The 13,317-nt window shown below is 69.6% G+C and carries 11 protein-coding genes and 1 pseudogene; 5 read left to right on the forward strand and 7 right to left on the reverse strand.

Annotated features, from left to right (window positions below; translation table 11 throughout):
• Window positions 1-16 precede the first annotated feature (16 nt).
• The gene (locus tag ACGF5O_RS27220) at window positions 17-409 is read left to right on the forward strand and encodes a hypothetical protein (protein ID WP_393812491.1); all 393 of its coding nucleotides are present in this window, start codon (window positions 17-19) and stop codon (window positions 407-409) included.
• 16 nt (window positions 410-425) lie between these two features.
• Here ACGF5O_RS27220 and ACGF5O_RS27225 read toward each other — a convergent pair whose 3' ends face one another.
• The gene (locus ACGF5O_RS27225) at window positions 426-1,550 is read right to left on the reverse strand and encodes a transposase (RefSeq protein WP_393812492.1); all 1,125 of its coding nucleotides are present in this window, start codon (window positions 1,548-1,550) and stop codon (window positions 426-428) included.
• 699 nt (window positions 1,551-2,249) lie between these two features.
• Between ACGF5O_RS27225 and ACGF5O_RS27230 the strand changes: the two genes are divergently transcribed.
• Complete coding sequence (locus tag ACGF5O_RS27230; RefSeq protein ID WP_393812493.1) at window positions 2,250-2,930, forward strand: LmbU family transcriptional regulator; 681 nt, start codon at window positions 2,250-2,252, stop codon at window positions 2,928-2,930.
• 119 nt (window positions 2,931-3,049) lie between these two features.
• Here ACGF5O_RS27230 and ACGF5O_RS27235 read toward each other — a convergent pair whose 3' ends face one another.
• Window positions 3,050-3,694: an FMN-binding negative transcriptional regulator gene (locus ACGF5O_RS27235; protein ID WP_393812494.1), complete on the reverse strand. Its 645-nt coding sequence runs from the start codon at window positions 3,692-3,694 to the stop codon at window positions 3,050-3,052.
• A 382-nt stretch (window positions 3,695-4,076) separates the two neighbouring features.
• On the opposite strand from ACGF5O_RS27235, the gene ACGF5O_RS27240 reads away from it, so the two are divergent.
• Window positions 4,077-5,246 (forward strand): serine hydrolase domain-containing protein, encoded by a 1,170-nt coding sequence (locus ACGF5O_RS27240; protein WP_393812495.1) that lies wholly within the window; start codon window positions 4,077-4,079, stop codon window positions 5,244-5,246.
• A 58-nt stretch (window positions 5,247-5,304) separates the two neighbouring features.
• Here the strand turns inward: ACGF5O_RS27240 and ACGF5O_RS27245 are convergent, their stop codons facing one another.
• The 3 genes and pseudogenes from ACGF5O_RS27245 to ACGF5O_RS27255 all read right to left on the reverse strand — a co-directional run bounded on the left by ACGF5O_RS27245 (window position 5,305) and on the right by ACGF5O_RS27255 (window position 8,596).
• Window positions 5,305-6,825, reverse strand: a complete 1,521-nt coding sequence (locus ACGF5O_RS27245) for an FAD-dependent monooxygenase (RefSeq protein ID WP_393812496.1) — start codon at window positions 6,823-6,825, stop codon at window positions 5,305-5,307.
• Between the two features lie 308 nt (window positions 6,826-7,133).
• The gene (locus tag ACGF5O_RS27250; RefSeq protein ID WP_393812497.1) at window positions 7,134-7,826 is read right to left on the reverse strand and encodes an AAA family ATPase; all 693 of its coding nucleotides are present in this window, start codon (window positions 7,824-7,826) and stop codon (window positions 7,134-7,136) included.
• A 96-nt stretch (window positions 7,827-7,922) separates the two neighbouring features.
• A pseudogene (locus ACGF5O_RS27255) lies at window positions 7,923-8,596 on the reverse strand (alpha/beta hydrolase).
• Between the two features lie 404 nt (window positions 8,597-9,000).
• On the opposite strand from ACGF5O_RS27255, the gene ACGF5O_RS27260 reads away from it, so the two are divergent.
• Entirely contained in the window at window positions 9,001-9,342 is a 342-nt protein-coding gene (locus ACGF5O_RS27260; protein WP_393812498.1) for a hypothetical protein, read from the forward strand.
• 124 nt (window positions 9,343-9,466) lie between these two features.
• On the opposite strand, the gene ACGF5O_RS27265 is transcribed toward ACGF5O_RS27260, so the two are convergent.
• Complete coding sequence (locus ACGF5O_RS27265) at window positions 9,467-10,213, reverse strand: SDR family oxidoreductase (RefSeq protein ID WP_393812499.1); 747 nt, start codon at window positions 10,211-10,213, stop codon at window positions 9,467-9,469.
• A gap of 102 nt (window positions 10,214-10,315) precedes the next feature.
• On the reverse strand, window positions 10,316-11,212 hold the full coding sequence (locus tag ACGF5O_RS27270; protein WP_393812500.1) for an RNA polymerase sigma-70 factor: 897 nt from the start codon (window positions 11,210-11,212) through the stop codon (window positions 10,316-10,318).
• A gap of 253 nt (window positions 11,213-11,465) precedes the next feature.
• On the opposite strand from ACGF5O_RS27270, the gene ACGF5O_RS27275 reads away from it, so the two are divergent.
• Window positions 11,466-13,079 carry a purple acid phosphatase family protein gene (locus ACGF5O_RS27275; RefSeq protein ID WP_393812501.1) on the forward strand — a complete coding sequence of 538 codons (1,614 nt, stop codon included), beginning with the start codon at window positions 11,466-11,468 and terminating at the stop codon, window positions 13,077-13,079.
• The last annotated feature ends 238 nt before the right edge of the window (window positions 13,080-13,317 follow it).

Genomic DNA, 13,317 nt, shown 5'->3' on the forward strand with positions numbered 1-13,317 from the left:
CAGGGAGGAGCCTCTCATGGTCGTGCGTCGCCACCGCGCTTCCGTCGTCCTCGGCGTCGTTCTCATGGTCGTCCCCGCGACGATCGGTCTTGCCGCATGTGAATCGGACGACGCGGTGAACTGCGTCCGGGCGGCCGATGCGCTCTCCGAGAGCGTGGGCATACTCGGGGAGGCGCTGAAGGACTCGGTCCTGTACCCGGAGAGTGCCGACAAATCGATCGCCAGGGTCAGGAGCAACCTCCAGGACCTCCGGGCCAAACATCATGACAAGGACGTGGTCGCCGGCGTCGACGACATGGAGAAGGCCCTGGACAATGTGCAGAAGTCCGTGGACGACGGTGACAGGACCCCGGACCTCACACCGGTCGTGAACGGGACCGCGCGGATCGCCAAGGCCTGCGCGCACTGATGGCCCGCGGAGGGCGTCAGGGCGCCCGCCGGGCCGTGCCGCGGGACGGCACGGAGCCGCGTCCGTGCAGCCGCTGGAACGCGTACGCGGCGGAGACGAGGGCCATGTGGTGGTACCAGCCGAGGAACGAACGTCCCTCGAAGTCCTGCAGCCCGAAATCCTGCTCCAGGGAGGCGACGACGTCCATGGTCCCCCTCTGCAGACCGCTGATCGCGCCGACCTCTGCGACGGTGTGGTGGGTGAGGTTCGTCAGCCACAGCGTGCCCGGCGCACGGTCGCGGGCCACCTCGGTGAAGAGCCGGTAGAGCGGGCCGGGGGAGCGGCCTTGGGAGCCGGACGGCAGACGGACCAGTGACGTCTGGAGCTGGGTCATGGGCTGCTGCCCGTCCGGGAGCGAGACGACGGCCGTATCCTGGCTGCCCCTGAGGACCAGGGCTCTTGCGCTGACGGGCCCCGCGGCGACCCCCTCGCCGGCCTGCAGGACCGTCAGCTGCGGCGGTATCGCGATGACGAAGTCACGACGGCGGTGGGCGAGTTCGCGCAGCAGGTGTCCCACCTCGGGTTCGTCGCTGAGGTCGACGAGGACGATGGGGGAGGTGGCGTCCGTGCGCTCCGACAGTCGGTCCACGAGCCGGAGGGTGTGTGCCCACAGGGGCAGGTACCGCTCGGAGTCGGGAATGCGGGCGTCCTTGCGCCGCTGGGAGTCGTGCATCCAGACGGCGGGTAAGTGCAGGAACCAGTCGACGGGAATCTGCGCGGAGCCCACGCACAGAAAGGCGCCCAGTCCCAGCTGGCAGTTGAGCGTACGGCGCGAGGACGGGTCGAAGTAGCGGTGGACGCCCACCGAACGGTCACCGCGCTTGGGGAGAACCGCGCGGCCGATGGACCAGACCGGAGCCGGCCGGTGGCCCGCCACCCAGCGGGTGAGCTCCTCCATGACGTCCTCGGAGTCCCAGGGGCTGAGACTGACGAACTGCCGCAGCGACTGCACGGCGGAGGGGTCCTGGGACACGGCGGTGGCGAGCCGGCGGACCGACTTCTTGCCGGAGGTGACGAGAAGCCCTTTCAGATAGGCGTGAGCCCAGTTCCGTTGGTCGATTCGGCGCAGGCTCTTGAAGATCGTTCGGCTGTAATGGTCCAACGTTAATTCAGAACCGCTTGCGTAGGCCGCGCCTTGTGACGTCGACGAAGTGTCTGATTGGGCAGTGTCCATGCCGCAATAACTCCCCCGGGGTTACTGAGCGTTGGAGGGAGTGTAGGGCGCACCTCCGACATCGCGCCACTCTCTGAGGTCGGCTGATTCACCTCTGCGCCCCGAATGGTACGCAGCCTCCGGGCAGGGTGCGAGTGCGCAGTGGCCGGATTTCAGCAGTCCTTTTCGGGCACGAGGAGTGCGCCCAGGGGGCCGTAGGGTTGCCCTCGCGGCCGGTCGTGCTGCTCAGAGGGTGACCGGCTCAGGCCGAAGACGGGCCCGGCTCGGTCGGAGTGACCGCTGTTGGACGGTGCCGGCCCGCTGCGCGTACTCAAATCACGCCATTCGGTGAACTGGGCCGCTAAGATTTCATTAAGCTTTTGAACTCCGCAAAGTAGTCTTTGGTGATGGCAAGATCCTTGAATCGGGAAACGTTGTCGGGTTCTACTCGGAGCGCGGAGGCCGGCCATCTCTACCTCAACTGGGAACCTTGCGGTCAACGGTTCTTTGGGGTTGCCTGTAACTCCTCGACGGCAGTGGCCATCGCGCGGGGCACGTAGGTGCAAAGGAGGGGGTGAACGCTTCTGTATTCGATCGGGAGCGACCGCGAACCCACCCGGTTTATAGGCGCGTTGCGGCGGAGGCGTGATGACGAATCAGGTAGGCGACCACAGAGACTCCCAAGTGCTGATATTCGGCAGGACTGCGGATACCGCGTCGAGAAGCCGGAAGGCCGGCGGGACGGAATCACGGCGCGATCAGGTGCTCACCACGAAGGTCGGACTGCACATACCCGTGGGCCTCGCCTTCGAGGAGTGGGAACGCGCCGGCCGTCAGCTCTCCGGACTGCTCAACTCCTCGTCCTGGTGGCTCGGAGACTGGCTCATCTACGGTAAGGACCAATACGCCGACCGTTATGAGCGCGGCATCCGTGCGGCCGGCCTGCAGTACCAGACGCTGCGCAACTACGCCTGGGTCTCCAGGCGGTTCGAGCTGGAAAGGCGGCGGCCCGAACTCAGTTTCCAGCACCACGCCGAGCTGGCGTCGCTGCCCGTCGAGGAGCAGGAGGACTGGCTCGATCGTGCCGAGAGGATGAAGTGGAACACCAAGCAACTGCGCAACGCCCTCCGGGCCGAGCGTGAAAACGGCTCGGAGCAGATGAGCGCGGCGGCGACGCGTCGGCTCGCCGTGCCCGACAACCGGCTCCAGTGGTGGCATAGAGCCGCGGCACATGCGGGCACCGAGTTGGGGGAGTGGGTGACGTCCACACTCGACGCCGCTGCCAGCCAGGTACTGAAAGAGGTCGACCGGCACGTGCCCCTCGAATGAGGGGCACCCGCATGCGGTGAGCCGCGCCGGAGGCAGGCGGACCGGGCCGGCGCGGAGGCGGAGACGGTGCCGGGGTCCGCAGACGAAGCGGCGCGGACCCCGTGGTACGGGCCGGGCGGTCACGTGAGGCGGTTCATGAGACGGGCCGTCTGCATGTGGCGGGTGCAGGCGCGACCCGCGAACGACCGTGCCACCTGCTCCCGAATCGGGGTGCTCTGCTCCTGGCTGAGCTTGAACATGCCCTCGGCCCCGGTCACCCGGACCCGGAAAGCGCCCACGCCGGGCACTATCCTGCGGAAGTATTCCAGGGATTCGGTCATGTCCCAGCTGTCGCCGAATCGGTCCTCGAACGCCCGCACCGTCGCCTGCACGACATCCAGCGTTTCGTGCACCGAGTCGAATTTTTCCATGGTGCCGTGGACGTGCACCGAGGTGAAATTCCATGTCGGGGCGGCCGGCGTAATGCCGTAGACAGTGGGGGAGACATAGGCGTGCGGTCCTGTGAAAGTCAGCAGGGCCATTGATCCGGTGGTCAACGCGGCCCAGTGCGGATTGGCTCGGTTCATGTGCCCCAGCAAGGGCAGGCCGACGAGATCCGCGGCGGGAATTCCCCTCCACTCGGGGTCCGTGATGACCGGCAGATGGGTGGCGAAGGGTCCGTCGGCAGGAGCTCCATTGCTTGCCAGTAGGGCCAGCGGATTCTCGTGCATCAGATCGGTCATCCACGAAACATCCGGTTCCCGGTACTGACTGGGGACAAACATAGAGCACTCACCTTTCGTGGTGTGCGGAGGCCGGTGAATGTGCGGCAGGGGGGGGGCGAGCGTCGCTGCAGGGTCGCGGCGAATAGTCGGCGCGGTCGACGTGCTGTCCTGTCGACGGGACAATCGGGGTTGTCATCATGACTCGATATTGCCGCAGGTGCAATGAAACAGAATTAATTCAGCCGTTGAATGCGTGCGCCTGAACCAGGGGCTGATTGCATTGTCGTGGGTCGGGTCTCGGTCGATCCACAGGTTGATATTCCCCGGTGGGAATGGCCGTGACGCACGGAGTCCCCCCTGCTATCCCGTCATAATCCCGAGGTCCGCCGTTTGCCAGTGCGATCCGGATCGATCGGGCAACTTCCAGGAGTGCGGAATGCCGATGAGGACGAGAGCAAGAGCCGGCGTGGTCGCCATGGGGGCCGTCGTGGCAGCGATCACCGCCTTCACGAGTCCCGCCCCGGTGTCGCGGGACGGTGCCCCCACGCCGGTCGACCACAGCGCGACGCAGCGCGCGATCGACGCCGCGGTACGGGCGGGCGTCCCTGGCATCACCGTCCAGACGCGCGACACCCACGGGGTCTGGCGAACGGCGTCAGGTGTGGGCAACCGAGAGACGGGTGCGCCGCGTGGGAAGAACGACCGGTTCCGGGTCGGCAGCATCTCCGACACCTTCGTTGCCACCGTCCTCCTGCAGATGGAGGCGGAGAAGAGGCTCAGTCTCGACGACTCCGTGGAGCGTCACCTGCCAGGCCTGGTGACCGGCAACGGCAACGACGGCCGCAGGATCACCGTACGGCAGCTCCTGAACCACACCAGCGGTCTCTTCGACTACCTCGCCGACAAGGAGTACGGGGAGACGTACCTGCAAGGCGACGGCTTCCTCCGGCACCGGTACGACACGTTGACACCCGGGCAGCGCCTGAAGGTCGCGTTCTCCCACGAGCCGCTGTTCGCGCCCGGTGCACGGCATTCGTTCTCCAGCACCAACGACGTCCTGGCCGCGCTCATCGTCGAGAAGATCGCCGGCCGGCCGTACGAGGACGAGGTACGCGACCGCATCATCGAACCCCTGGGGCTCGAGGCGACGTCCTACCCCGGGAGCAGTGTCCGACTGCCGCGGCCGAGCAGTCGCGGATACTCCAAGCTCTTCCCGTCGCAGCCGGAGCGGGTCGACGACGTGACCGAGATGAACGGGTCCCAGGGCTGGGGCAGCAGCGATCTCGTCTCCAGCGCCCGCGATCTGAACCGGTTCTACGGTGCCCTGATGCGCGGGAAGCTGCTGCCGCCGGGACAGCTGAAGGAGATGAAGACCACCGTCGCCAATCCCGACTTCCCCGGTGCGTCCTACGGGCTGGGCATCGAGCGCTTCGAGTTGGGTTGCGGCACCGTTCTCTGGTACCACGACGGGGCCGTGCCGGGATGGCTGACCCTGGCCGCCACCACGGAGGACGGCCGCCACCAGCTTGCGTTCGACTACAACGCCGACTGGGGAGCGGAGACCGTGCTTCCCCTCGTGAACGCCGAGTACTGCACCGAGCCCGCCCCGTAGCCACCGGGCAGCCGCGGCCGCCGACGATCTCCGCCTCGTCACCCTTCCCCGGCAGGCATCAGGCCGGGCCGCACCACGTCGCGAGGGCCGTTCGGAGGGCCACGGTGTCGAGCGCGCCGGTGTCGGCCGCCCAGGCGACGTGACCGTCGGGGCGGATGAGGAGCGCGGCAGGAGCGGGAATCTCGCCGACGGACGGGACGGCCCAGTGGTCGTCCTCGCTCCGCGCCTCGACGAGATCGACACGCTCGGCCCAGCCCCCGGCGGCGGTCGCCAACTCGGCACTTCCCCGCAGGTCCAGAAGCACGGGCCGGGCGGCGTGCAGCAACTCGTACACACGGGTGGTGCCGTCAGGCGTCTTGAGGTCGGCATCGGGAACCCTGCGGCCCGCCAGCGGGTGGAAGCCGTCCACCGGGTACCGGATGTCCAGTGCGGTGATCGCGTTACGCAGGTACCGGTTCACGTCGTCGAAGACCATGAGTGAGCCGAACACCTCGCGCAGTGCGTCCGTCTGGGCACCGGGGCGGGCGAGGGCCGCCTGCGCCCGGGTGTTGTGGAGAACGCCCTCCGCCACGGGGTGGCGTTCGGTGTGGTAGCTGTCCAGCAGGCTCTCCGGCGACCGGCCCCGGACGACCGAGGCGAGCTTCCAGCCGAGGTTCACCGCGTCCTGCACGCCGAGGTTCAGCCCCTGCCCGCCGGCCGGGTAGTGGATGTGGGCCGCGTCGCCGGCGAGCAGCACCCGGCCCCTGCGGTACTGGTCCGCCTGCCGTGCGGCGTCACCGAACCGGGATATCCACCGGGGACTGCGCATGCCGAAGTCGGTGCCCGCGAGCCTGATCAGCGACTCCCGTACCTGGTCGAACGTCGCGGGTTCGTCGCGGTCCGCGACGCGGTCGTACTCGGACGTGATCACCCGGTGCCAGCCCGGCTCCAGGGCGAGCGCCGAGAAGTGACCGCCCGCACAGCGCCGCATGAAGATGAAGTCCTCGGGGAGATCGGGAAGTTCTGCATCGGCGAGCAGCGCGGTCATGGTCGCCGGCGTGCCGGGAAAGCCGATGTCCGACAGCTTGCGGACCGTGCTGCGCCCACCGTCGCAGCCCACCAGGTAGCGAGCCCGCAGCGTTGCCGGATCCGCTTCCGCCGTACGCAGTTCGACCGTCACGCCGTCCCGGTCCTGCCGGATCCCGTTCACCGCGGACGACCAGCGCACCCGGGAGCCGAGCTCGGCGCCCCACTCCTCCAGCAGCCGTTCGATGACGTCCTGCAGGAGCATCAGCGGCATCGGGCGCCTGGACTCCATCCCGTCGAAGTCCAGCCAGAGGCCGGAGAAGTGCCCCACGGGCGTCAGCTGTCCGACGGCGAGGAAGCGGTCCAGGATCCCGCGCTGGTCCAGTACCTCCAGTGTGCGGGAGTGCATTCCGCCGGCCCGTGACTCCCCCGTCCGTTCCGCGAGCTGTTCGACCACCACCACGTCGACGCCCGCCAGGCGCAGTTCGCCGGCGAGCATCAAGCCCGTCGGGCCGGCCCCTGCGATCACTACTTCCGTGTCCGACTGCGTGACTCCCACGGCGCCGCCCCTCATTCGACTGTGCCACTGACCTGGTCAAACCATCCCAACGGTCACGGACCTCATGCGGTCGGTCAAGACAATGCCGAGGCCGGTCCGGGGAGCGGCCGTCGAACTTGCCCTGTACCGCCGGCGGGACACTCGCACGGGAGGCGCGACGCAGATCGATCAGCGACGCGAAGCCGACGACATGGCGCACGGAAGGCGGAGTTCACCAACACCGCACCCTGGTGCAGGCGTTGCTCCTGGGCCGGCCTCCGCCGACCGGATCCCTCGTCCCACGCGCCCCTTCAGCCCCGCGTCAGGATTGTGCTGACGCGGCGTCAAGGACGGGACGAGACGGCTTCCCACCGCGGCGCGCCCGCTCGCGCACGGCTCCTCGCGAGGACCGCTTCCCCTGGGTTGCCCTGCGCCTCGGCCAGCAGCCGCTCCCGCACCCGCGGCGCCAGCGCCGGGAAACGGTCCTGGATCAGCACCGCCGCCGCGGTCGCGTCGAGCGGCCGTACGTGGTGGTCGGGCACCCCGCCGCGTTCGAAGAAGGTCCCCTCCTCCGCCCGGTACGCGCCGAGGAGACCGACCCGGCCGCCGTTCAGACGGCGGGCGACGATGCCCAGCACCACGGCACTTGCCCGGTCCAGCCAGGGCGGGTCGTCCACGACCACCAGCAGCGGGCGCTCCCCGGCAGCCTGCACGAGCAGCGTCAGCACCGCGTTCGACACCAGCAACTGGTCGGAGGGCGCCCCCTGAGCCAGCCCCAGCGCGACACTCAGCGCACCCCGAAACGGCTCGGACAGTCGCCCGAGCCCGGCGAGCAGCGGACGCAGGACCTGATGCAGTCCCGCGAAACCCACCGTGCTCTCGAACTCCACACCGGCCGCACGGACGACCCGCACGCCCATGTCCCGGGCGTACCCGGCGGCGGCGTCCAGCAGCACCGTCCTGCCGACACCTGTGTCCCCGGACAGCAGCGGCGCGCCGCCCGAGTCCCGGGCCTCGTCGATGAAACCCCGGACCACACCGAGGTCGTACTCACGCCCGACCAGCCGCCTCGCCGACCCCGCCGGGGGATGACCGGCACCGTCCGTGCACGTCTCCTCACCGACGCCCGTACCCTACGCCGGGACGATGCCGCCGGGCCGGATCCCGGCCGCTCGTCGGAGGAAGCGGGGCCGGCCCCGTGCCGCCCGCCTGATCAGTGCGGCTACCTCGGCGGGCTTCGAGACGTACACCGTGTGGCTGCCGGACACCTCGACGACCTGCGCGCCCGCCCGCTCCGCCATGGCCCGCTGCGCCGGCGGCGGGATCATGCTGTCGCCGGTGGCGACCAGGTACCAGCTCGGCTTCACCTGCCAGCGGGCTCCGTCACGGCGCCGCCGAGGGCGTCGACACCCCACGGCACCTGCGAGTCGGCCATGAACGCCGCCACTTCGGCCGGCACGTCACCGGCGAAGGAGTCCGCGAACCTCTCGCGGTCCGGGAACAGGAAACCGTCCTGCGGCGGCAGGACCGGCGGCACCGGAGCGCCGGGCGGCGGGTCGGGGATGAGGGAGCTCTCCGACTCGCCCTTGTCGGGCGCGAACGCGGCGACGTACACGAGCGCCGCGACCTTCGGGTGGTTGCCCGCCTCGGAGATCACGGCACCGCCGTAGGAGTGCCCCACCAGGACGGCCGGACCGTCCTGCGCGTCGAGGGCCTTCCGCGCCACGGCGACGTTCCCCTCCAGGGACAGCGTCGGGTTCTGGACGACGGTGACCTGGTAGCCGTCCTCCCTGAGGGCGTCGTACACCCCCTGTCACCCGGACCCGTCCACGAAGCCTTCGTGGACGAGAACGACATTCCTCGGTTCCGTGGTCATGGTCTCTCCTCCGGCGCGGCCGACCGTCGCGGCCGCGCGAGGAGAGCCAGGCGTGGTACGGCGTGATCGATTCCGTCAACCGACGTAGTCCGCGGGGCACGCCGTATCCCATGGTGCCGACACCCTTGCGACCGCGTGCGGAACTTGTCACGCTGGACGTTCGCACCGTTTGTTCCTGCTCTCACCACGGCGTTTGCGAGACCGCCTGCTCCGACCAGTCCCGGCTCGATACGTTCGTGCGCGCTGCTCTCCCTCTCGGCGTTGACGCGCGCACACCGCGCCCGAGCACCACAGCGACCGGCCGGACAGCCGCCGCCTCACCTGTGGAGCACACCATGGACACGAGCGAGGAGGCCGCCCGCGGCCTGACCGACATCCAGGACTTCTTGTACCAGCAGGCCCATCTACGAGCGGCACGCCGGCGCGTCTCGGCCTTCGTCGCACGGGAACCGGGGCTGACCCAGGAGCAGAAGGCGGACATCGAGCGCTGGTACCTCCAGGAACAGGCCTACGTGGCCCACATGGTGACCGAGCACATCGCCGCCAGCGTCAGCGCGGTCGAACAGCGCCACCACGCCCGCTTCGGCCGGTGGCTGCGCGGCACGCTGACCGCGATGCTCCTGGTCACCGCGGCGATGGCCCTGTGCGTCACCATGGTGCTGGTCGGCGCGTCCTAGACCGAAGGACAGCGAAGGACAGCGAAGGACAGCGCCGGACAGCGCCGGACGGCGACGGACACGGATGGTCATGGACGGTCGTCCGGTCGCGGAATCCGGCGGTCGCCGAACCGCGGATCCTGCGCTACTTCTGTCCGGCGAGCCAGTCGGCGAACCTGGTCTCGCCGAGCTCCGCGTCCGGGCCCGGCACCAGCGTGTCCTCCTGGAGCTCGGCACCCCAGTACGTGGCCTGCGGGTCCGTGACGATCTTGCGGGGGTCGTCCTGGGCGGTGAGCGCAATCCGGATGAACTCCTCCAGTTCGAAGCTCTCCGGGCCGCCGGTCTCCACCACCCCGCTCACCGGGGCGCCGACCGTGGCGCGGGCCACGGCCTCGGCCACGTCGTCGGAGACCATGGGCTGGATCCGCCCGGCGGGCAGCCGCACGGTGTCGCCCACGGTGACCCCGTCGGCGAGCCCCTTCGCGAACTCGAAGAACTGGGTCGCGTGGACGATGGAGTAGGGGATGCCGGACTCCTCGATCAGCTCCTCCTGGGCCTGCTTGGCCCGGAAGTAGCCGCTGCCCTGGAGCCGGTCGGTGCCCACCACGGACAGCGCCACGTGGTGCCGCACGCCGGCGTCGGCCTCCGCCTTGAGGAGGTTGGCCGTGGAGACACGGAAGAAGTCCATGACGGCCTGGTCCTCGAAGGAGGGGGAGTTGGACACGTCGACCACGACCGTGGCGCCCGCCAGGGCCTCGGCCAGGCCCTCACCGGTCAACGTGTTGACGCCGGTGCTCGGCGCGGCGGCGACGGCCTCGTGGCCCTGCTCGGCGAGCCTGCGGACCAGCTTCGAGCCGATGAGTCCGGTGCCACCGATCACTACGACCTTCATGACGGAATTCCTCTCGGGATCTCTCTGGTGCTTCCATCACAAGAGACCGGGCAGCCTCCGCGTGTGTGACACGCGGTCCGGGAAAGCCGGAGAACGGGTGCGTCACCCGTCCAGCGAGGCCACGAAGGGAGCCAGCTTGGCGGGGCTCATCACCCACAGGAGACGTTCGATCCCGCGCGCCGAGATGTCGGCGGTCAGCAGAGCCACCGCGGTTCCCGAGGCGGAGACGAGGACGGCCGGCCTGCCGTTGGCCTCGACCCACCGCACCTGGGCCTGCGGCCAGAACCGCGGGGCGAAGGCGACGAGGTACCGGGAGACGTGCGGCAGCCCGGACACCGGGATCTTCGACGCCCCGCGCATGCCGCCCCCGTCGGTGTAACTGACCACGTCCTCGGTGAGGACCTTCTCCAGCACCGACAGGTCGCCGTGCCGCGCGGCGGCGAGGAACACCTCGAGGAAGCGCCGGTGCTCGGCGGAGCCGACCGGCTCCCGGCGCTCCGCCGCCAGCCGCTTGCGGGACCGGCTCACCAGCTGGCGGGCATTGGCCTCGCTGGTCTCCACGATGTCCGCGATCTGCCGGTAGGTGTAGTCGAACGCCTCCCGCAGCACGTACGCGGCCCGCTCCACCGGGTTCAGCTTCTCCAGCAGGAAGAGCACCGCCAGGTCGAGCGCCGCCGACCGCTCGGCGCCCAGCTGCGGATCCGCGCTCGTGTTCACGGGCTCGGGCAGCCAGGGCCCGACGTACGACTCCCGGCGCACCCGGGCCGACTGCGTGAAGTTGATCGCAAGGCGGGTGGTCACCGTCGCCAGGAAGGCGGTCGGCTCGTGCACGCCGGTGCGGTCGGTGCGCTGCCACCGCACCCACACCTCCTGGACGATGTCCTCGGCCTCCACCGCGCTGCCGACCACCCGGTAGGCGATGCCGAAGAGCTGCGGACGCGCCGCGACGAACTCCTGCGTCGCCCGGTCGAGGGAGTCGGCGTGGTCACCGGCGCGCATCCATGTCCTCCAGGGTCGGACCAGCATGTTACAAGCCCGTCCGGCCCCGGCCGGCGCCCGCCCGGCCGGGTCGCCGACGCCCCCGAAGGTCAAGGGCGGGGCAGCGGCCGGTAAAGGCACGGGCAGGTGTCGGTCCGGGCGCCCCGATGACCGACATGTGATGGCCAGGTGGTCATGTGGTGTTCATGCGACAGCAGTTGGGCTGGGCAAGGGTGCGGTCGTCGTCTGCACAGCTGCTCGTCGGGAGGGCGTCATGACCACACACACTGAGTCGACAGAGGACAGATCGGCGGAGGGCCCGGAGGGACTTAGCCGCCGGCACGCGCTGGGCCTGCTGGGTACCGCGGGGGCGGGCGCGGCCGCCCCCGGCCTGCTGGGGGCGGGTACGGCACAGGCCGCCCCGCTCGCCGCGCCGGCCTTCCACCTCACCGCGGACTCCTCCGGCACGCCCCCCGTCCAGGGCCTGCACCTGACCTTCGGGGCGGACCCGCGCACCCAGATGACGGTGTCGTGGATCACGGACCGTCCGGTGACCAAGCCCGTCGTGCGCTACGGCACCCTGGAGCACGGCTTCGGCTCCAGCAAGAAGGCCCAGACCGTCACCTACCTCGACGGCACCTCGAACCGTACCGTCTACGTCCACCACGCCCTCCTGAAGGGGCTCACCCCGGACACGGACTACCTCTACCTCGCCACGCACGAGGGGGCGACCCCCGACAGCGGCACGTTCCGCACGGCTCCGCAGGGACGCCGGCCCGTCACCTTCACCAGCTTCGGCGACCAGTCCGCCCCCCAGGTCACCTGGGCGGCCGACGGCAGCGTCGGCCTGGACGCCAACTCCACGCCCGCGACGAAGGACATCGTCACCGGCATCGAGCAGGTCGCCCCGCTGTTCCACCTCCTCAACGGCGACCTCTGCTACGCCAACCTGGACGTCGACCGGGTGCGCACCTGGAACAACTTCTTCACCAACAACACCCGTTCGGCGCGCTTCCGCCCCTGGATGCCGGCGGCCGGCAACCACGAGATCGAGAAGGCCAACGGCCCGCTCGGCCTCGGCGCCTACCAGGCGTACTTCTCGCTGCCCTCCACCGAGACCGACGCCGAACTCGCGGGCCTGTGGTACGCGTTCACGGCCGGTTCGGTGCGGGTCATCGTGCTGCAGAACGACGACAACTGCCTCCAGGACGGCGGCGACATCTACATCAGCGGCTACTCCGGCGGCCGCCAGCTCGCGTTCCTGGAGAAGGAACTGAAGGCGGCGCGCTCCTCGAAGGACGTCGACTGGGTGGTCGTGGCCATGCACCAGGTCATGGTCAGCTCCTCGGACGCCAACGGCGCCGACCTCGGCCTGCGCGAGAAGTACGGCCCGCTCTTCGACCGGTACGGCGTCGACCTGGTGCTCTGCGGCCACGAGCACAACTACGAGCGTTCGCTGGCCGTGCGCGGCGTGGTGAACGGCAGCGAGACGCTGACCCCCAACCCGGTCTCCCAGGCCACCGACGACATCGACGCCAACCTGGGCACCGTGCACATGATCCTCGGCGGCGGCGGTGTCTCGGGCACCACCAACCAGAAGTTCTTCAACGACGGCACCGGCAAGGTGATCACCGCCGTCTCGTCGACCGCCGGTTCGAACGGCAAGCGCACCTCCACCTACGTACAGGAGAAGGCGGTGTGGGTCGGCGTCCGGGACGTCGAACACCCCTACGGCTTCGCCGCGTTCACCGTCGACCCCGGCCGGCACCCCGGTGACACCACCCGGATGCACGTCACGTACTACAACGTGAACAAGCCGAACGGCGACCTGTCGGTCTTCGAGACCTTCAGCCTGCACCGCAAGCGCTCGGACGGCCACGCCGGCTGACCGGCGACCGGCAGGGAACGCGGGCCGGGCGGCGACCGTCCGGCCCGCGCCGCGTTCCGGTCGGACGACCCGTCCGGCCCAGGGTGAGGCTCCCCGCACACGCGCACCCGGATCGCTGGCCGAAAACGGTGAACTCCCGCTGAGTCGGCACGAGATCGCAGCGTGGCGCCCACTGGAACTGCTTGGCTGCGCAAGTATAAGCTCCCGGATGGGGGCGATTTGGTGAGGAAAGCCGGAC

The sequence above is a fragment of the Streptomyces sp. NPDC048291 genome (genome assembly GCF_043201715.1).
Classification (GTDB): Bacteria; Actinomycetota; Actinomycetes; order Streptomycetales; family Streptomycetaceae; genus Streptomyces.